At 62.3% G+C, this 19,839-nt stretch carries 14 protein-coding genes and 3 pseudogenes; 9 read left to right on the top strand and 8 right to left on the bottom strand.

What is annotated here, in order from left to right:
• Nucleotides 1-12: 12 nt before the first annotated feature.
• The 8 genes and pseudogenes from IPF85_RS16360 to IPF85_RS16395 all read right to left on the bottom strand — a co-directional run bounded on the left by IPF85_RS16360 (nt 13) and on the right by IPF85_RS16395 (nt 13,204).
• On the bottom strand, nt 13-483 hold the full coding sequence (locus IPF85_RS16360) for a glycosyltransferase (protein WP_343409145.1): 471 nt from the start codon (nt 481-483) through the stop codon (nt 13-15).
• A gap of 62 nt (nt 484-545) precedes the next feature.
• Entirely contained in the window at nt 546-1,343 is a 798-nt protein-coding gene (locus IPF85_RS16365) for a glycosyltransferase (RefSeq protein WP_343409146.1), read from the bottom strand.
• A 52-nt stretch (nt 1,344-1,395) separates the two neighbouring features.
• Nucleotides 1,396-1,956 carry a hypothetical protein gene (locus IPF85_RS16370; protein ID WP_343409147.1) on the bottom strand — a complete coding sequence of 187 codons (561 nt, stop codon included), beginning with the start codon at nt 1,954-1,956 and terminating at the stop codon, nt 1,396-1,398.
• Between the two features lie 23 nt (nt 1,957-1,979).
• A complete protein-coding gene (gene glmS / locus IPF85_RS16375; RefSeq protein WP_343409148.1) occupies nt 1,980-3,827 on the bottom strand; it encodes a glutamine--fructose-6-phosphate transaminase (isomerizing) in 1,848 nt (615 codons plus the stop codon).
• 461 nt (nt 3,828-4,288) lie between these two features.
• A pseudogene (locus IPF85_RS16380) lies at nt 4,289-5,047 on the bottom strand (segregation/condensation protein A).
• Between the two features lie 5 nt (nt 5,048-5,052).
• Nucleotides 5,053-9,477: an N-acetylmuramoyl-L-alanine amidase gene (locus IPF85_RS16385; protein WP_343409149.1), complete on the bottom strand. Its 4,425-nt coding sequence runs from the start codon at nt 9,475-9,477 to the stop codon at nt 5,053-5,055.
• A gap of 131 nt (nt 9,478-9,608) precedes the next feature.
• Nucleotides 9,609-11,435 (bottom strand): hypothetical protein, encoded by a 1,827-nt coding sequence (locus IPF85_RS16390; RefSeq protein ID WP_343409150.1) that lies wholly within the window; start codon nt 11,433-11,435, stop codon nt 9,609-9,611.
• Nucleotides 11,432-13,204, bottom strand: coding sequence for an SNF2-related protein (locus tag IPF85_RS16395; RefSeq protein ID WP_343409151.1), 1,773 nt, complete (start codon nt 13,202-13,204; stop codon nt 11,432-11,434). The genes IPF85_RS16390 and IPF85_RS16395 overlap by 4 nt, the downstream gene beginning before the upstream one ends.
• 442 nt (nt 13,205-13,646) lie before the next feature.
• Between IPF85_RS16395 and IPF85_RS16400 the strand changes: the two genes are divergently transcribed.
• From IPF85_RS16400 to IPF85_RS16440, 9 genes and pseudogenes are all read left to right on the top strand, one after another.
• Nucleotides 13,647-14,351, top strand: coding sequence for a thiamine pyrophosphate-dependent dehydrogenase E1 component subunit alpha (locus tag IPF85_RS16400; protein ID WP_343409152.1), 705 nt, complete (start codon nt 13,647-13,649; stop codon nt 14,349-14,351).
• A gap of 273 nt (nt 14,352-14,624) precedes the next feature.
• The gene (locus tag IPF85_RS16405) at nt 14,625-14,843 is read left to right on the top strand and encodes a hypothetical protein (protein ID WP_343409153.1); all 219 of its coding nucleotides are present in this window, start codon (nt 14,625-14,627) and stop codon (nt 14,841-14,843) included.
• A gap of 119 nt (nt 14,844-14,962) precedes the next feature.
• Entirely contained in the window at nt 14,963-15,118 is a 156-nt protein-coding gene (locus IPF85_RS16410) for a hypothetical protein (RefSeq protein ID WP_343409154.1), read from the top strand.
• Nucleotides 15,119-15,200: 82 nt separating this feature from the next.
• Nucleotides 15,201-15,680, top strand: a complete 480-nt coding sequence (locus tag IPF85_RS16415; RefSeq protein WP_343409155.1) for a transketolase C-terminal domain-containing protein — start codon at nt 15,201-15,203, stop codon at nt 15,678-15,680.
• Nucleotides 15,638-16,282 (top strand): E3 binding domain-containing protein, encoded by a 645-nt coding sequence (locus IPF85_RS16420; RefSeq protein ID WP_343409156.1) that lies wholly within the window; start codon nt 15,638-15,640, stop codon nt 16,280-16,282. The genes IPF85_RS16415 and IPF85_RS16420 overlap by 43 nt, the downstream gene beginning before the upstream one ends.
• 208 nt (nt 16,283-16,490) lie before the next feature.
• A pseudogene (locus IPF85_RS16425) lies at nt 16,491-16,697 on the top strand (2-oxo acid dehydrogenase subunit E2); the annotation flags it as partial.
• A 67-nt stretch (nt 16,698-16,764) separates the two neighbouring features.
• Nucleotides 16,765-17,127 carry a 2-oxo acid dehydrogenase subunit E2 gene (locus IPF85_RS16430; RefSeq protein WP_343409157.1) on the top strand — a complete coding sequence of 121 codons (363 nt, stop codon included), beginning with the start codon at nt 16,765-16,767 and terminating at the stop codon, nt 17,125-17,127.
• Nucleotides 17,128-18,265: 1,138 nt separating this feature from the next.
• The gene (locus IPF85_RS16435; protein WP_343409158.1) at nt 18,266-18,784 is read left to right on the top strand and encodes an AAA family ATPase; all 519 of its coding nucleotides are present in this window, start codon (nt 18,266-18,268) and stop codon (nt 18,782-18,784) included.
• A 557-nt stretch (nt 18,785-19,341) separates the two neighbouring features.
• Nucleotides 19,342-19,779, top strand: a pseudogene (locus IPF85_RS16440) (class I tRNA ligase family protein); the annotation flags it as partial.
• Nucleotides 19,780-19,839: the final 60 nt, after the last annotated feature.

Here is a 19,839-nt window from a genome sequence, read left to right on the forward strand (position 1 = left end):
GGAGACCGGAGATCATCCGCCTTCCACGTACCCGATCTCTGATCTCTGATCTCTAATCTCTGCTCTCAAAAGCCTTTCGATCAGCGTGTCCCAAAGAAAGCTGCCAGCCACGCGCCTTGCCGCGGCCAGTCCCAGGCTGCGGGCAAGCGGGCGATCGGTCAGGAGCTGGCAAAGCGCCTGTGCCGTCAGCGCGTCCGCAGCGGGCGAGATCAACAGGCCGTTGACGCCAGGGGTCACGTAGGTGGAGGCCTCGCCGACGTCATCGGCCACCAGGGGCAGACCGGCCGCCAGCATCTCCACCAGTTTGACGGAGCAGCGCGCCCGGTTGATGGCGGTGTCGGCCGCGGGCGCCCAGGCCACGTCCGCGGCGGCAAAGATGCCGGGCAGCGCGGCGGCCGGCGTCCAGCCCAACACGACGATCGAACTCGCCAGCCCGGCGGCGGTCGCAAGGGCTTGCAGGGCCGCGGCCGGGGAAAGGGTCAAGGGGCGCTCGAAACGCCCGGAAATTCCAAACGTGGTCGCTGAAGACATCTGGAATGGAGGCTTTAGCCCGAATGGCTTGAGAACCCTGTCAGCCCGGGGCCATTGAGCCGGCGAAATCCGACGTCGCCAATCACGATCAGGCGCGCGGACGGCACCTGATGGACCACCTGCGCCCACACGCGCACGATGCGGGCCGGCGTCACTTCCACGAAACGGGTGTACAGGAGGGCGGTCGGCGGGCCATGTGGCGCGACGGTCAGGTCGCCGGTGAGGGCGGCGCGATCCATGCCATTGGGCAGATGCACGATGGGGGCGGGCGCCGAATGAATTCGGCGGTCCGATTGAGCCGGCGCAGAAGCCGAACGAGTTCGGCAGTCCGGAGAACGGGGGGATTGCCGGCGAGCGGCGGTTGCGTAGGCGGTCAGCCAACGGCTGGCCGCGGTGACGCGATCGGCGTGCGCCAGGCACCACGGCTCCTGCCAGGCGAAGAAGCGCGCCAGCGGCCGCGGGTAGGCCAGACGCTCATTCCAGCCGGTTTCCCAATCGTCCATGTCGAGCCACAACTGCCCGCGCCAGCCGCCCAACCGTCGCCACCACCACAGGCACCAGAGCACCAGGCCGCTGTAACCCTTTGGCTTGCAGGCAACCAGCACCGTCGGTCGGCGTTGCCAGATCGCCAGCAGCAAGCGGATCAGAATCGCCAGCGGGCCGCCGTCCACGCGCACCTGCACGATCTCGACGCCGCCAACCCATGCGCGGCGTCCGGCATCGGCCGGCCAGTCCCACGGCGGGGCCAGCAGGGTGACGGTATGTCCCTGCCGCGCCAATGCCTGCGCCCACGGCAGCGCGCGGCGGCTCATCGTCCCCTTCGGCCGCAGCCCAAACGTACCGACGAAAAGAAAGTGCTGAATGCTAGTCTCCGCTCCGCTGCAACGCCTGCCCGCTGTCCTGCAGCGCCCGGCCCAGGTGATCGAGGTCCTGACCCGCGCCTTGCAGGGCGCTGCGCAGACTGCGCAGATGGGTGGCACTGGTGTCGAGCGCCTGGCCTGCGTTGCGTAGGCTGCCGGCCGCCGCTTCCAGTTCATGATCCACCGAGCCAAAGGGGCGCATGGTCGTCGGTTTGAGGCCCGTCACCACGTCAATGCCCAGAATCTTGGTCGTGGTTGGTTCGATGACCGGGATGGCGACTTGGTTGAGGAAATTGCCGGCCGACTCCAGTTGCCCGGCCACCGCGTCAAGTTCGCGGTTGCAACTGGCCACGGCCGCTGCCACTGCCTCGAGCATCTGCTGCACGCTGGTCGCCGCGGCGCCGTTGAAGGCCTGGCCCGCGCGCAGCGCGCCCTCACCACCGATGACCATGGCATCGCCGGCGACGGCCAGGTTGCGCGGTAATGCCTCGAAAAAGGGCGCCAGTTGATCGCCCCACGTCCACAGCACCTTGAGAGTGCGCCAAAAACCACTGAAACTGCCCATATTTGTCCTTTCTGGTGACTGCTTTACTCCACCGTTACGCTCTTCGCGAGATTGCGCGGTTGATCCACGTCACAGCCGCGCCAGACGGCCATATGATAGGCCAGCAACTGCAAGGGGATCACGCTGAGGATCGGCGCCAACAGCGGCGGGGTCGGCGGGACATAGAGCACATAGTCCGCCTTGGTCCTGATGAACTCATCGCCCTCGGTCGCCACGGCGATGACAATGCCATTGCGCGCCTTGACCTGCTCGATCTGGCTGACCATCTTGTCATACACTCGATCCTGCACGGCAATCGTCACCACCGGCATGCGCTCGTCAATCAGGGCAATCGGCCCGTGCTTCATCTCGCCGGCCGGGTAGCCCTCCGCGTGGATGTAGCTGATCTCCTTGAGCTTGAGCGCGCCTTCCAGGGCGATCGGATAGTTGATGCCGCGGCCCAGGAAAAGGAAATTATTGAAGTCATGAAAGCGCTGCGCCAACTGCTCGTAATGAGGTTGCTGCGCCACGTCGAGCACGCGGCTGACCAGCGCAGGCAGGCGCGCCAGGTCATCCAGCAGTTGGCGGCGGCGGCGGGCGCCCAGTGCGCCGCGCAGGGTGCCCAGGTGAATGGCCAGCAGATACTGATCCACCAGCGATGCCGTGAACGCCTTGGTCGAAGCGACGCCGATCTCCGGCCCTACCTGCATGGTAATCAGGCTGTCGGCCAGGCGCGCGGCCTGGCTGCCAATCACGTTGACGATGGAGGCCAGGTGTGCGCCCTTATTGCGCGCTTCCTCCAGGGCGGCCAGCGTGTCAACCGTCTCGCCCGACTGCGTGATGGCAACGAAGAGCGTCTTGTCATCCATCACCGGGTTGCGATAACGGAACTCTGAGCCGTAGTCCACTCGCACCGGCAGGTTTGCCAGTTCCTCGAACATGAACTGGCCGACCAGGCCGGCAAAGTACGACGTGCCGCAGGCAACGGTGATGATCTGCGAGAGCGCCTGCGCGCGCGCGGCAGTGAGCGTCACCTGGTGCAGTTCCACATCACCCGTGCTAAAGTCTACGCGGCCGCGGATCGTATCGGTCAGCGTTTGGGCCTGCTCGTAGATCTCCTTCTGCATGAAGTGGCGATACTCGCCTTTGGCCGCGGACACGGGGTCCCAGGCCATTCTGTGAACCTGCACGGTCAACGGGACGCCGTCCAGGTCGAAGAAGTGCGCGTCGTGCTGCGTCACCACCGCCATTTGCCGCGGTTCGAGAAAGGCGATGCGCTGCGTGTGCTCCAGGATGGCCGTCATATCGGAGGCGATGAACATCTCGCCCTCGCCATAACCGATGCTGACGCCGCCGGCGTTGCCCAGGCGGGCGGTGATCAGCCGGTCTGGCTCACGGCTGCTGAGAACGACCAGCGCGCTCGGCCCGCGCAGGTGCGTAAGCGCGAGGCGCGTGGCCTCGGCCAGATCGCGGCCATCCTGGTAATAGAGGCTGATGAGATGAACGATGACCTCGGTGTCGGTGTCAGAGCGGAATTCGACCCCTTCGCTCTCCAGCTCGGCGCGCAGTTCGCGGAAGTTTTCCACGATGCCATTTTGCACGACGACGATGTCGCCGTTGCGGTTGGGATGCGGATGGGCGTTGCGGCGGCTGGGCTTGCCGTGCGTGGCCCAACGCGTATGCCCCAGCGCCACACAGCCATCGGCCGGCTGCGTGTGCAGCATCTCGATCAGGCCGCTCAACTTACCGACTTCGCGACGAATTTCAATGTGACCGTCTGTCAGGACGGCCAGGCCGGCCGAATCATACCCGCGATACTCCAGCCGCTTCAGCCCCTCGATGACGATCGGGGTGGCCGCGCGCGACCCTACATAGCCAACAATTCCACACATGGTGAGAGTCCTCCTGAATGCAATGCGCTTTCTCCGAAAACGCAGCGTGCATAACGTGCGTTGACCCGCCCAGGGCGCGATGGCCCTGGCGAGCCGGATTTGCCACTGCGCTTCCCATTTGTGGCCGCCGTCGCCGCCGGAGTTTGTGTGGGTACGCGATGGATTACAGGAGGAAAGAATCCTGGCCGGTTTCGTGGTGAAAAGGGGTACTTCTTCAAGAAGTACTTCCTTAATGTAGAAACCTGGCCGCAGAGCCGTGGTCAGGCTCTGGAGGCATCCGCTGATCTTTCGATTTTCCCAGGCGCTGTGCGCCTGGTTAGCTCCTCCTCGCGGAGGAGAACCTCTTCCTCGTCAACTGCGCGCTGTCGGGCGTCGTGCAGTCCATGCGCTCTCTTTCCTACGTTGGGTCTAACATGGCGTTGATTCGCCGGGCACACCCTCCTTTGCTGAAGATAGCCGCATTATAGCGCCGGCAGGGGGTCTGTGGCAAATCTGATCGTAATTTGCCCAAACAAGCTCTCTTGTTCGACGCGCACCTGGCGTCGTTTCATCAATTCCAGCACGGCCAGCAGGGTGATGACGATTTCCACCGCGGAGTTGGCGGTCTCCAGCAGTTCGCCGAAGGTGATGCCGTGCGAAGCCGGGGTGAGCGCGTCCAGGCGTGCCAGAATCAGAGTGATCTTGTCATGCACGGTGAATAGCAGCGGCGTGACGATTGTGCCCGCCGGCTGGGTGGGCGGCAGGCTGACGAGCGCCCGCTGCACCGCCTTGAGCAGCGCCGCCAGGTTTCATGCGCCTGGCCCCGGCGGCCGCAGCAGCACCGGCGCCAGCGCAGCACGCGCATACATCGGCTGGTGCGCTTCTTCGCGCTGACGCAACGCCTGTGCAGCCAACTTGAAGCGTCGGTACTCGCGCAACTGTTGGGCCAGCATCTCCGCCGGATCTTCCTCATCTCGTTCAGGCGCCGGCGGTTTGGGCAGCAAGGCCCGTGACTTGATCCACAGCAGCTTGGCGGCCACCACCAGAAAATCGGCCAGCGCATCGCCCTGCGCCTCATCCAGGGCCGACTGCATCTGAGTCAGATATTCCAGGTACTGTCCGGTGACCTGGGCCAACGAAACAGCCGTGATATCCAGTTCATCACGCTCGATCAGATGCAGCAGCAGATCGAGCGGACCGGCAAAGACAGACAGCGACACGTGATACGAAGGATTCGGCACTCCTCTTACCCCACATCCCCCACATCGAAGCTGCGAAAGCGGCGTCCGCTCTCGGCCAGGCTGTCGAGTTGGCGCTTGGTATCGGTGAAATCGGCGCCGGCGATGCGCTCCACCTTGACGCCCGCGGCTCGCAGCTTGTCGTCCACATCACCCGGTGTGCCGCCCGGCCCGCCGATGATGGTGACATAGTCGGCCAGCTTGGCCTCATCCGGTGAGAAACCGACGGTCGGTTCGAAGCGTGCAATGTACTTCGCCGCGCCCTGGTAATCTGGCTCGGCCCACATGGTCGGGCTGCGCCACCACAGCAGGAGGTAATGGCGGATGAACTTGGCCGGCGCCTCACTCTCGCCGCTTTGCAGGCTTTGGATGCGCTGGAACAACAGCTTCTTCCACTGCTGGCCGCCCGTCCATTGATTGCCGGGGCAGGCGGTCTGCTGTTCGGGCATTTCCTTGTGCCCCATGATCTGACTGTTGGGCACCTTCAGATCCTGCGCCAGCCAGGCGATCAGATGCGCGCCGCGCTCGATCTGAATCGGCGTCGGTGGCACGTCGGTGAAGTTGCCGGCAAAGACAATGCCCATGCTGTGGTTGTTCTGGCCGCCGGTTTGATAGGAAACGGTCTCCAGGTGGTTCGTCTGATAGAGCGTGCCATCCGCACCCACGAAGAAATGATAGCCAATGCCCGGCCAGCTCCGGCTGTTGACGTGATAGGCTGCCAGGCGGTCCGGTCCTACCTCGGCCGGCGCGGCCGTGTGATGCACCACGATGTGCGTGATGGCCGACTTCTGACGCTTACCGTAGACATTGCCGGGCGTCGTGCTCAAAGGCAGCTTGTCCGCAAGAACTTCGAACTGCGGCTTCTCGACGCCAACCGGCTTGGGCGTGCCCCCACCGCCAGCCAGCAGGTCCTGAATTTGCTTCTGCAACGCGCCCACCTGCTGTTGCAACGTGGTCTTGTCCTGCTGCAAGCCGCCAACCTGCTTCTGCAACGTGGTCTTGTCCTGCTGCAACGTGCCAACCTGCTTCTGCAGAGTGGTCTTGTCCTGCTGCAGCACGCCAGCCTGCTGTTGCAACGTAGTCTTGTCCTGCTGCAAGCCGCCAACCTGCTTCTGCAGAGCGGTTTTGTCCTGTTGCAGAGGGCCAACCTGACCTTGCAGGGTCGTCACCTGGCCCTGCAACGTCTGCGCCTGCGCCTGGGACTGCGTCAGCGCGGTTTGCAGGCGCGCCGCGTTCTGCTGCGCCGCGGTCAACTGCGCCTGCGTGGTGTCGAGCGTCGCTTGCGTGGTGTTGAGCGTGGTCTGCGCGGTGTTGAGCGACGTTTGCGTAGCGGCCAGGTCCTGCTTCAGGCGCTCGATCTGGCCGCGCAGCGCGGCCGTGTCCGCGCCGCCGCCGTCGGGCGGGGCGCTGGCCTGCACCGCCTTGACCTTGGCCACCAGGGTGTTCTTGTACACGGCGCCCTGCAGCCACTGCGCGCCGGGGGACGCGGTCGCGACGAATTCGCTCACGCCCTTGAGCGCCTCGATCGGCAGCTTGAACTGCTGCAGGAGCCAGGCGCACAGCCGCGCGCCGGCGTCGAGCTGCGCATCGGTGGGCGTCACGACTTTGAAGTTGCCGGCAAAGCAGACCTGCACGCCGGTGAACAGCCACGCCTGCAGGTCGTCCACGCTTTCGGTCAGGCGCCCGGTCTGCAGAATGGCGCCATCGGCCTGAATGTAATAATGGTAGGTGATGCCGGGCCAACGGCCCATGTGCGCCTGCGCAATCCGTTCCGCCGTCACCGACGGGTCTACCGCCGTGTGATTGATGACCACCAGCTTGACCTGGGCCAGATCGCGTGACTTGAAACCCTCTTTGCGCGGCAACTGCGCGATCACGTCCCTGATGATGGGCGCGGGCAGCAGGCCAGGGCCATGCGGGCCGCCGCCGGCCGCCAACGCCGCCTCCAGTTGGGCGCGCAGGTCGTCCGTTTCCATCTGCAGGCTGATGATCTGGCCGTTCAGTTCATCAACCAGGCCATCCTTCTCCTGCACCTGGCGCGTCAAGGCATCCACCTGGTCCTGCCGCGCCTTGATCTGGCCGGCCAGCTCCTGCACCTGGCGCGTCAAGGCATCCACCTGGTCTTGCCGCGCCTTGATCTGGCCGGACAGATCCGTCACCTGGCGATTGAGGCCATCGAGCTGCGCCTGCCGCGTCGCCAGTTGAAGGTTCAGTTCCTTGACCTGGTTGCGCAGCGCCTCCAGTTCCGCGCTGGGGATGGGCGATGCGCCGTCACCCTCCGGCTTGATGGCCTGAATCCTGGTCAGCAGGGTCTGTTTGTAATTCTGTCCGCTCAGCCATTGGCGGCCCGGCGACCCGGTGACGATGAACTCGCTGACCCCCTTGATCGCCTCCACGGGCAGCTTGAGTTCCTGCAGCAGCCAGGCCATCAACGCGGCCGCGGCATTCAGTTGCGCCTCATTGGGCGCCACGTCGGTAAAATTGCCGGCAATGGCAATGTTGACTGCGTTGTAGATGTAGGACTCGGCGCGCGACACGACCTCGGTCAGCGGGTTGGTTTGCTGAATCGCGCCGTCCACCGTGATGAAATACTGATGGACGATGGCCGGCCAACGTTTGCGCTGCGCCTCGGCCACGCGGTCTGCGCCGATCTCCGGCCGCACGGCCGTGTGATTGACCACCAGGTACTGAATGTCACTCTGCGGCCGCTGAATCAGCGCGCTGGCATCACGTGGCAGGCTGTTGGCGATGTCCTGGATGGTCGGTTGCGGAATGCGGACGCCCACGCCGCCGTTCCGCTTGATCTGTTCTTCCAGTTGCTTGATGCGCGCCTGCAACTGCCCGATCTGCTGCTGCGCCTCCAGGGCCTGGACGCCGGCCAGGCGCAGGCGCACGGTGTTCTGTTGCAGTTCCAGCGCCACCCGCTGGAAATACTGCGTCTGCAGTCCGCTCTGCGTGTCCCGGTATTCATCGGTGATGGGATAGCCGGCCACATCGAGGCCAAAGCGTCGGAACCAATCCAGGAAGGGGCCACGCACCGTCTTTTTGGTCTCCGGGAAGAACTGCTCGACCGGCGGCGCCTGGTCAGATTGGCCGGCCTTCACCTCCACCGCCACGGTCAGCGGCTGACTGCCCCGTGACCGGAACCAGGCAACACCTTCCTCCACCAGGTCCCAGCGCAGGGTGTACTTGGCGGCTTGCGTGGGCACGGCCAATTTCGCGGCCGCAAAGGTGACTTCGCCATTCGCCGGCACATCGTTGGGCAGTTCGGTGCGCAGATCGCCGTTGGTGAAGGAGACTTCGGCGCCGCTGGCGTTCAGCCAATGGTAGCCGAGGCGCACCGGGTTGGCGCCGGCTTTGGGCCAGGTCTTACTGCCCTCGTTGCGTACGCGCAGCTTGACGCTGCTGACGCTGCCCGCGGTCAGTGCCGCGGGCACGGTGTGTTCCACAAAGCGGGCCTGGATTTCCGGCCGTTGCTGCAATTTATCGGGCCAGGTGTAGCGCCACTTGAACGTCTCACGGAAGTCTTCGATGACGCCCTGCTTGCCGTCTATGCCCCAGCGGTCGCCGGCCACCTGCGGCCAGCGATACAAGATCAGGGCGCGAATCACCTGGTTGCCGGGCTGCCGGTTCCACCAATCAATTTCGCCGTAGGCGCGCTGCACCCATGTCGTGTTGCGATTGGTCCAGGCAATGTCGCCCTGGTCCGTTTCGGTGATGTAGCAGGGCAGGCTGCGCATGGAAGCAGGCACGGCATTGAGAAAATCCTGGTACGTCCGGAAGTTGTAGCGGCGATTTTGGAAGGGGGCGTTCATCGTTGCGTCGCTGGCAATCAGGTTGGGGTCATCGCCGTGCGTGTAGGCGTGCAGGGTAAAGCCGTCGCAGTTGGTCGGGCCAATCAGCTTGAGGATGTCGGCAAAGTAGAGCACCCAATCGCCGTTGGGGTTGCCGGGATAGGTCGTGGAAGGGTTCCAGGGCGCCGCGCCGCCCACCAGCACCTGGGCCTGAGGCTGCACCTGGTGCATGGCCTCGCGACACTGGCGGTAGCAGCGGGCATACAACTCCGGTGTGATGACCTCGCCGCCCGCGCCGCCGGCCCGTTCCACCGGGTGATTCATCTCGTTGCCGATGATCCAGATCGTGCAGCCACGCGAGTTCTGCACGAAATTGGCGCAGCGACGGGCAAAATCGTTGTAGCGATCCGAGCGCGGGATCGTACCGGCCGGCTCGTAGCCGTTGTTCAAGCGCACCATGACGCCGAAGCCCCGGTTGCCGTAGTCGCTGTAGTCGCGCCCGCCGCGGTCGTTGGGATCCGCGCCGATCGCTTCGGTGAAGAGAATCCAGCCTTTAGCGCCGGCCTGCTCCATCACCCATTCGCCGCCGGGATCATGGAGACCGTAGATGAAATCCGATTGATAGGAATCGCTGGGCATGACTGCTGCCTCCCCGGCGCCCGACAAGGCGCCGCTGTGGTTGAGTGTTCGATGTAATCGTCGCACCGAGGCGGATGCGTTGGCGCCTATTATACACGAATCAGAGCCGAATGTCGAAGAGTTCGCGGGTCTCAGCGCAGCCGTTGGTTGCGGTCGAATTCCTGGCGCGCCTGGGCGAGCAGCGTCTCATCGCGCCAGCACGAGGGCAGAATGAACACAGCAGGTTTCGTCACCTGCTGGCCGCGCAGGTAGTAGTAGTTGACGCGCTTCGATGGCAGAAAGTACTCATGCTGCAGCGCCGACAGGAAGTCCGCGATCTGCTGTTGAAGCCCAGCGACCAGCGCTGGACGGTGTATCCAGCCGTTGGCCGGGCAGGGCGATTTCTCACATTGGCACTGGATGAGAATGCCTCGTTCCATCAGGCTGATCTCGCGGGTCGCCAGCACCCGACTGGTTGAGCGCATCACGAAGGCCACGATGCGCGGCGTATCTTCGTAGATCTCCAGGTTGATCTCGACCGCTTTGAGCACAGGGACGGCCGGCGCGGCTGGCCGCGTCGGCTTGGCGGCGGGGCGCTTCTGCCCAACGGGGCCTGACGCCGCAGGTTTGGCGCTCGCTTTGGGCGGCGGGGGAGGCGGCGGCGGCGGAGGAGGAGGAGGAGGAGGCGTCCCTTTCAGCGTCGCCGGCTGGCCGGCATCCGCGTGGCACAGCGTCTGATGCTCTCCACAGGCGCCACGTCCGCACACCGGGCACACGCGCAGGCTGGCGCGGCAGACTGCCTGCCCACACACCACGCAAGTCTGCATCTGATCGGTACACAGTTGGCAGTAGGTGCGATTGCACTCGATGCAGCGAGGGGCCAGGCAGTGGTCATGTGCGAGATGGCCGCCGGTGCAGAGATGGAGGTTCTCGCCTGGCTGGCCACAATAATCGCACAGCAATGGCTCCAGGCGATGCACCAATGGGTTCCAAACGGCAAAGCGGGTAACCGTCGCGCGGCGATTGGCGATGGTCACTGGCAGCACCACCTTGGGTTGCACGATGAGCAGCATGTTGATGAGATCCAGCTCAACCCGGATCTGGTGGCGGGCCAGGGCGTCGGCCAGCTTGGCGCTGCGTTCTGCGGCCAGGGCTTCGAGCTTGGATTCGGCGTTTCGGCGCCGCTCGACCTCGGTGGTCTCCGTCCGCGCCAGGCGCTGCTTCAGATCATGCTCCAACGAATCGTAGTAGTCTTCGAGGCGCGCCCGATCCAACTCAAGAAAGCGCTGCGTGCGCGTCTGCAAGGTCGCCAGCCGGTCGGCCAGGGAAGCCTCGGCTGCGACCGTGGCACGAGAAAGCAGCGCCCGCAAGGTGGCAGGAGCCGGCGCGTCGCCGGCGCCTTGCCAGTGGGGTTGCGCCACCGCCAGACGGGGAAAAGCCGTCTCGGTCTCGAAGGATACCAGCCGCTCCAGCAGCTCGGCGTCACGCACCGCATACCCACCCTGCACATCGAGCACCACGGAAATAATCTGCTCCTGCTTCTCGTCGCTGAGAAAGGTGGCCTTGAAATTGAAGCGCAGATAGTGATGCAGGGCGGCCTGCTCCGCCGCGTCGCGCTGCGGGCTGAGGCGGGCGTTGGGAAAGCCCCAGGACTTGGCCGCCATGTCGAAGAGGCCCCGCTTCTCCAACCGCACGTGGTTGACTGCCACCTGGGCGTAGCCAACTTCGCCCAACAGACGGCTGGCAATCGCCTCCACCAGGGGATGGTTCACCGAAACGCGCAGGGCTTCGGCGTTTCCACTGGCATCGAAGATCAGTTTCAGATAGGCTTCGACGTGCAGTCCCGCCGCCAGTGCATCGGGCAACAACACCTCATGCATGCCGTAGGCGGGCGCGGCAAGAATGCTGCCTTCGTGTTCGAGATAACCTAACACAAAGCGAGCCAGATCGAAGTGCTCGGCCGTGCTCTGATCACTCATTCCGAGTTGAAATCCTCTCCAAACAAGGCTTCATCGTACTCCTGGGCGTGCCGATAGGCCGCGCGCGCTTTCACCAGGTCCTCGCCCAGACCCGTCATACCCTGCTGCAGGTCCTGGTGTGACCGCGCCTGCGCCCAAATCTCCAGGATGATCTCCTCGAAATCGCGCTCGTCACCCATCTGCCCCAGGATCATATCCATCTCGCCAATGACCAGCTCGAACATGTTCAGTTTGCGATCCAGGATATCCAACACGAAATCTTCGATGGTGCCTTCGGCGGCCAGGTTGAAGATGTCCACGGGGCGGTCCTGCCCCACGCGATGAATGCGACCGACCCGCTGCTCGATGCGCATCGGGTTCCAGGGCAGATCGAAGTTGACCATCGCCCGGCAGAATTGCAGGTTGCGCCCCTCGCCCGCCGCCTCGGTCGAGAGCAAGATCGGTTGGTTGTCCTGAAATTCGCGAATCGCCGCATTCTTTTGCGCCGTGCTGAGGCCGCCGTGGTAGACCACGCAAGGCATGTTCTCCCCGCGCAGGCGCTCAGCCAGCATCTCCTGCGTGGCGCGGAACTGAGTAAAGATAATCACCTTGTCCCCGCGACCGTCAGCCAGCTGAGCGGTCAACAGCTTGTGCAGGGCGTCCGCCTTGGCCGCGGCGACCACGGTTTCGGCCTGCGCGATCAGGTGCAGCAGTGTGGCCCGGTAGGGCGCCAGGGACGCGCTGCCGGCCAGCGAGCGCAAGGTGGAAATGGTCGCGGCGGCGCTGCTGCCCGCCTCGCGCAACAGGGTCATCACCCCGAAGCGGTGCGCGGCCGTGATCTGGTCCGCGATCATCTGGCGGGCCAGGGTCGCGATGCCATCGTAGAGCGCCTGTTCGTCGGGATGCAGCTTGAAGCGAATGGTGTGGGCGCGGCGGGGCGGCAACTTCAGGCTGATCTGGCTGCGGGTGTGGCGCACCATCACGTCGGCCAGCAGATCGCGCAGCAGCGCACGGTTCCTGGGCAGGCGCGGATCGCCGCGCACCACAAACTGCTGGCTGAACTCCTTGGGGCTTTTGAGCTGGCCCGGCTTGAGCACCGTGACCAGGTTATGCAGCTCCGTGAGCCGATTTTGCACCGGGGTCGCGGTGAGCAGCAGGATGTATTTCTTCTGCAGCGCGTTGACTAGCTGCCAGGAGGCCGATGAGCGGTTCTTGAGATGATGGGCCTCGTCCACAATCACCAGGTCGTATTCTTTGGCCGTGATGGCGCTGGCATGTTCGGCGCGGCGCGCGGTGGCCAGCGACGCGATGACGCGGGGGTAGCGTTCCCAGGCGCCCGCCCCCAGGCTGCGAAACTCCGGGCTGTTGCTGGTGACAAAATCGGTCAGATCGAACTTGACCGCCAGTTCTTCCTGCCACTGCTCCACCAGACCGGGCGGGGTCAGGATCAGGACCCGAGACACCATCTGGCGCAGCAGGTATTCCTTCAGCACCAGGCCGGCCTCGATCGTCTTGCCCAGGCCCACCTCGTCGGCCAGCAGACCGCGGCCGCGCAAACGCCGCAAAGCGGTGCGTGCGGCGCGAATCTGGTAATCGAAGGGCTGGAAGGGAATCACGGCGAGCGCGAGAAGCTCTTCGAACCCCGTCACCAGTTGCAGGTGCGCGGCCATGAGCTTCAATTGGTAGAGGGCAAGGTCGGCGCGCGGGTCTATGGTCAGGTCCGCGACCGGACGCAGACGAATCTCCGGCCGAATGAGCAGCGAGTTAGGCGAGTCCGTGGTTTTTGCCATACCGGTGTATGATAGCCGGGCGCGTGACTCGCGTCAAGCGCGGGCATGAGAGCGCAGAGCTTGCTTCTCGCGTCCAACGTTGTCCGACCAGGAGGTCGGACCTACGGCAATGCAAACATGCCACCGGGTAGCTACCTACCTACCCGAACGGGTAGGTGCATTTGCCATCCGGCCCGGCGTGTGTATAATAGTCCCCAACTTCGAATCATTGTCGTGAAGACACAGGCGTCTTGACGCACTCGATGCAAATGATAGACGCCTGTGTCTTTTTTTTGTTTGCCGATCCAGTTACGTCTGATGGCAATCAACCGTCAAACTTGAATCACCGCGCACCCGATGCGCGACGAACCCATGTCACAGAACGGGAAGGAAATGTTTATGTCCAATTCGTTGACCACGAATCTTTGGTCATCTGGCGGACACCAAGCTGGAGGTCATCCAGTTGCCCACCGAGCAACTGAAAGCGATGTTCCACACCCTGGTGCTCATCCGGCGAACCGAGGAATCGCTGCTTGAGATGGCCGTCTCAGGCAAGATTGGCGGCGCCATGCACACCGCCATTGGCCATGAGGGGCAGCGGGTTGGCATGGCCGCGGCCCTGCGCCCTGACGACTACATCACTCACACCTATCGCGGCCACCATCACGCCCTGGCGCGCGGCATGAAGACGACGGTCGCCATCGCCGAGGTGTTGGGCCGCGCCACCGGCTTTGCCGGTGGCAAGGGCGGCTCCATGCACTTCATCGAGCCGAGCCTGGGCCTGTATGGCGGCAACGGCATCGTGGGCGGACAGGTGCCGCACGCGGCCGGCCTGGCTCTGGCCAGTTACCTGCGCGGCGAGGACCGCGTCGCCATCACCTTCTTTGGTGAAGGCGCCATCTTCCAGGGCGTCATGCACGAGACACTCAACATCGCCAGCAAGTGGAAGCTGCCGATCATCTTCTACTGCGAGAACAACCGCTACTCCGAAATGACGCCGACCTATCGCACCGCCTCGCCGCCCGAACTCTATCTGTTTGCCCGCGCCTATGGCATGGCCAGCGTGCAGATTGACGGCAACGATGTCGAGGTGGTCTACCACCCGCGATCTCGCAGGCCGCGGCGCGGGCGCGGGCCGGCGAAGGCCCCACCTTCATCGAAGGTCTGACCTATCGGCTGTCAGGGCATATGGCGGGCGATTTGGAGACCTACCGCACGCCTGAGGAGATCGAGTATCAGCGTCAGCATGAGCCATTGGTGGTGCTGACGCAGAAGCTGGTCGCACCAGGGTCAGCGAGGCTGAGATGCAGCAGGTGCGCGACGAGGTGGAGGCAGAGGTCAAGGCGGCCGTGGAATTTGCCGAGAAAAGCCCGTGGCCCGATCTATCCGAGCCCACACCAACGTCTTTGCCCCTGAAGGCGGCGTAAGGAGTATACCAAAAATGGCGATGCGAACAACAACTTATATTCAAGCGATCAACGAAGCCTTACGCGAAGAGATGCAGCGTGACAGCAACGTCTTCCTGATGGGTGAAGACGTGGGGCAGTACGGCGGCCTCTTCCGCGTCACACGTAACTTATTCGATGAATTCGGCCCCAAGCGCCTGCTGGACACCCCCATCAGCGAGCAGGCCTTCATTGGCATGGCCGTGGCGCCATAGCCGGCTTGCGACCGGTCTGCGAACTGATGTACATGGACTTTTCCTGGTCTGCGCGGATCAGATTCTGAACCAGGCCGCCAAGATGCACTACATGTACGGCGGCCTGGTGGAAGATGCCGATGGTCATTCGCGGGCAGCAGGGCGGCGGCAAGCGCTATGGCTCACAGCACAGTCAGTCGGTGGAAAGCACGCTGGCGCAGTATCCTGGGCTGAAGGTGGTGGCGCCATGCACGCCTTACGACGCCCAGGGGCCTGCTGCTGGCGTCCATCCGTGATAACAACCCGGTCGTCTTCCTCGAACACAAGCTGCTCTACTTCACCAAGGGCGACGTGCCCGCGGCTGGCGTGGAATATGTCGTGCCGATCGGCAAGGCTGAGGTCAAACGGCCCGGCCGCGATATCACCGTGGCGACCTTCAGCTTCTGCGTGCTGCAGGCCCTCGAAGCCGCGGCCGAGCTTTCCAAGCAGTACGGCATCGAGGTCGAAGTGGTTGACCTGCGCAGCATCGTGCCGTTGGACATGGAGACGGTCCTCGATTCGGTCGCCAGGACCGGACGCCTGCTGGCAGTGCATGAGTCGCATGCCATGAACGGCATCGGCGCGGAACTGGTGGCGCGCATGTACGAAGAGGCGCCGGAATTGCTGAAAGCGCCGGCGCGGCGCCTGGGCGCGCCGCCGGTCTCGATCCCGGTCTCGATGACGCTGGAAGAAGAGATGCTGCCGCGTAAGCGCCAGATCAAGGCGATGATCCTGGAAATGTTGGGCGTGTCCGCCGCGGCGCAAGGAGTAAGGCAATGGCGACAGAACTGCGATTTCCTGAGAATCTGTCAGGCGTAGATGGCATCATCGTCACCCGTTGGCTGGTGAAGGTGGGAGACACGGTGCAGCCGGGCGATATTCTGCTGGAAGCGGCGACCGACAAGGTGGATACCGAGGTTCCGGCCACGGTGGGTGGCGTCATCCTGCAACTGAACTACAGCGACGGCGAGATTCTGCCGGCCAATCCGCTGCTGGGGATTGTGGGACAGCCAGGCGAAGCCGTGGTGGAATCTGCGGTCGCGGCGTCGGCAGAAACTGTGGCGCCCTCTGCAGCGCCCGCGGCCGAAACCGCGCCGGAGGCGCCCCCCGCCACTCCCGTGGCGCGACGGATGGCTGAGCAATTGGGCGTTGACTTGAGCGGCGTCGAAGGCTCAGGCCCGCGCGGTCACGTCACGAAAGAGGATGTCCTGGCCCAGCAGGCGGCGCAAGAAGCAACGGCGGCTGCGCTGGCTCCGCCCCAATGCCTGCGCCTGGGCCGATCCCGCAGCCACGGCTGTCAGCGCCGATGCCGATCTGCGCGACCTGGCATCGCTCACCGTGCGGCGCCTGGCGGCGGAGAACAGCATCAACCTGCGCAGAGGTGGCCTGGGACGGCCGCTGAGCGCGCTGACCAAGTATGATCTTCTCAGCGCCATTGCCAGCCGCAGCGCGGGCAAGCCGGTGGTCGTGCCGCCGCGCGTGGCTCCGACCAGCGCACCGGTGGCGGCGCCAGCGGCCCAAAAGCAGCAGGCAGCGCCGGTTGCTTCACCGCCACCGCTGGCGGCGCCGCCCAAGCCGGCCGCCGCCCCGACGCCCGGCCCAGCCAAACTGCAGGCCGGCGAGGAGTTCGTGGCGCACAACCGCATGCGCCAACTGGTGGCCCGCAACACCACGCAGGCCGCGTTCAGCATTCCGCATGTCACCACCATGTGGGATGTCAACATGGTCGCGGTGCTCGAACACCGCAAGGCGCACAAGGCCGAATTTGCGGCCGCGGGCGTCAACCTGACGGTCACGGCCTATTTGATTCAGGCCATCCTGGCCGGACTCAAGGCTGTGCCGGCCGCCAAACTCGACCTGGACCGACGACGGGCTGATCATCAAGCGCGCCTACCACATCGGCATGGCGGTGGCCCTGCCCGCGGACTCGTATGGCGTTGGCGGCCTGATCGTACCGGTCATCAAGAATGCCGGCGATCTGAACCTGCTCGGCGTGGCGCGTGCGGTCAACGATGTGGCCGAGCGGGCGCGCAAGAATCAACTGCGCGCGGATGAGATGCAGGGCGGCACCTTCACCCTGACCAACTATGGCACCTCCGGCAGCCGCTTCCAGACGCCGGTCATCGTCAATGGGCAGGCCGGCATCCTGGGCGTCGGCGCGATCGAGAAGCGGCCGGTGGTGGTGAGCAAGGGTAGTCCCCTGGAGGCCAGCGCGGGCGACTACCTGGCCTTCCCTGCCCATGACCACCTTGGGCTTCAGCTATGACCACCGCATCCTGGACGGCGGACGGCCGACGCCTTCTGCGGCGGTCAAAGCGGCGCTGGAGAAGTGGCAGTAGCGTTTGCGCCCATCAGGCGCGATCTCAATCGCTCGCCTGCTGAACAGGTCGGAGTCTATGAGACTCCGGCCTGTTTTTTTCTGGCAAACCAGCGCAATTGTGCTATACTTGCCTGGTCTGTGACCACACACAGAGCAAAGTTCTGTGCAGAATGGGAAAAGAGACAGTCATACGCGAGTTCAACACACTGGGACCGGTCAATCCGCGTGAGCACACAGATCAACTCCTGTGCCTTGTCGAGCAAGCAGGAGGAAAGCATCAGTGAGTAATTGGCTATATCTAGACAATTTCCGGGGTTTCCAAAATACGCTGATTCCGCTCACGAACGTCAATTTTCTCGTCGGAGAAAACAGCACGGAAAGACATCGTCTTGTCATTGATTTCTCTACTTGGATCACCCCAATCCTGGTTCAGCCAAAATTTCAATAGCGACGTCGTGAACCTGGGCCGTTTGTAGGGACATTGCCAGTGCGCATTCTGGAACAAGAGGGCGCTTTAGGGTTGGATATATTGTACCTGACTCGGCGAGCGATGAAAACAGGTCTCAATACTCTCAATACTATGAAGCAGTATTAATGACTTTCGAAGAAGTAGACAACAACCCTCTCATTTGTCAATACGACTACATTGGATGGCAGGGAGAAGCTAGAATCGAGTTCAATGGTAAGGGAATTCGTTACCAGTTCCGGCACGTAGAGAAAGAGAGTTTACTTCCCGAATTCGTTATGGGGGTTTTCCAGAGATGGATATCGGCCCTGACGGAGGACAAGGATTTCAAGCAATTGCAAAGGCAGGACTCCTTCAATCGGCGGATGGCCCTCATGTTCGTTGACCAATTGATACAACAAATACATGATGAAAGCGCCATAGAATACGACAAGCATCAATTCAGCATTCGTATGCCAAGAATCACTCACAACATGACTTGGTTGGCCCCTATAAGGAGCAAACCTAAGCGTACCTACGATGAATATAAACTGGACTTCACTCCAGAGGGCGAACACACCCCATACCTGATTCGAAGATTGCTCAAGAGCAAGGGGTCTACTGAGTTTCGAGAATTCATTGAGATTCGGCCTGGAAAGTGGTCTGTTCGAAAAACTGGAAATCAAGGGTTTTGGCAAGGAGGTAGCATCTCCCTTCGAACTAAGAGTGGTGTTGAGCAACCTACATATAGCCCTGGTAAACGTTGGCTACGGCGTTTCACAGGCACTTCCAGTTGTCGTCGAGATGTTTGCGCGCCCAGAAGGCAGCAAATTCGCTATCCAACAGCCAGAAGTGCATTTGCATCCAAGAGCTCAAGCAGCTCTCGGCGACGTAATCTTCCGGTTAGTCGTCTCTGAAAAAAAACAGTTTTATGTTGAAACCCATAGCGACTATCTGATTGACAGGTTTCGGTTGAATTATCGCAGCATCAACGGCGATTCCTGTCCAGACTCGCAAATCCTATTCTTCAGCAGGAACCGCGATGGTAACAAAGTTACTCCGATCCCGATAGAAAAAAACGGAGAGTACTCAGAGGATCAACCAAGCGATTTTCGGGAATTCTTTGTTCGTGAGCAAATGAGGATTCTGGGACTGTAATATGTGTATTGTGATTGACAAATTCCCTTGCTTCGGTATTCGACCAGAAATCTGAACATCATGCTGAATTCAGACCGGTCCTCGAGTGGATTGTTCTTGGAAACGGGAAGATCGTTTACGGCGGGACGACATACAAACGAGAGCTTGCCCAGGCAACCAAATACTTCAGGTTGCTCGTTGAGTTGAAGAAAGTGTCAAAAATCGTTGAGATAGATAGCGTTAGAGTGGGTGAGATTGAACAACGATTGGCACAAACGCTATCTCATTCGGATTTCGATGACCCTCACATTGTGGCAATCATCATTGCATCCGGTTGTAGACTTATCTGCTCGGCCGACGCAAGAGCTTTTCGCTATTTTCGGCTTGCGGAGTTCTATCCCAAGCATGCAGCGCCCACACATTTACAGCCGGAAACTGAATAGAGGTCTGCTTCAAGATAAGAATATCGCAGATTGTTGCAGACCGCTATCGAAGTTACCGAAAGCTGTCGGTCTCAACCTGCACGTTTGATTTCACTTTTCTTATGTCCTGATACAATGCTTTTGGGGAGAGAAAGAATGGCGTTCAAAGACGTACCAAACCAGGTAGATTTCGTGGCCCTGGAACAAGAGATCCTCAAGTTTTGGCGGGAGACCGACGCGTTCAATGCGCTGCGCCGCCTGCGCGCGACCAGCGACAAGCGCTGGAGCTTCCTCGATGGCCCAATCACCGCCAACAACCCGATGGGGGTGCATCACGCCTGGGGACGCACCTACAAAGACCTCTATCAACGTTTTCACGCGATGCAGGGCTACAATCAGCGCTGGCAAAACGGCTTCGACTGCCAGGGCCTGTGGGTTGAGGTGAACGTCGAAAAGGAGCTGGGCTTCAAGAATAAACGCGACATTGAGTCCTTTGGCCTGGCCGAATTCGTCAAGCTGTGCAAGATGCGCGTGCTCGAATTTTCCGCGGTGCAGACCGACCAATCCATCCGCCTGGGCTACTGGATGGACTGGAACGATCCGGCCGAGCTGCGTCGCCTGCGCAGCCTGCTCAGTGAAGATGCCGAACAGCCG

Origin of the sequence: Candidatus Amarolinea dominans, assembly GCF_016704685.1 — a bacterium.
Classification (GTDB): Bacteria; Chloroflexota; Anaerolineae; order SSC4; family Amarolineaceae; genus Amarolinea; species Amarolinea dominans.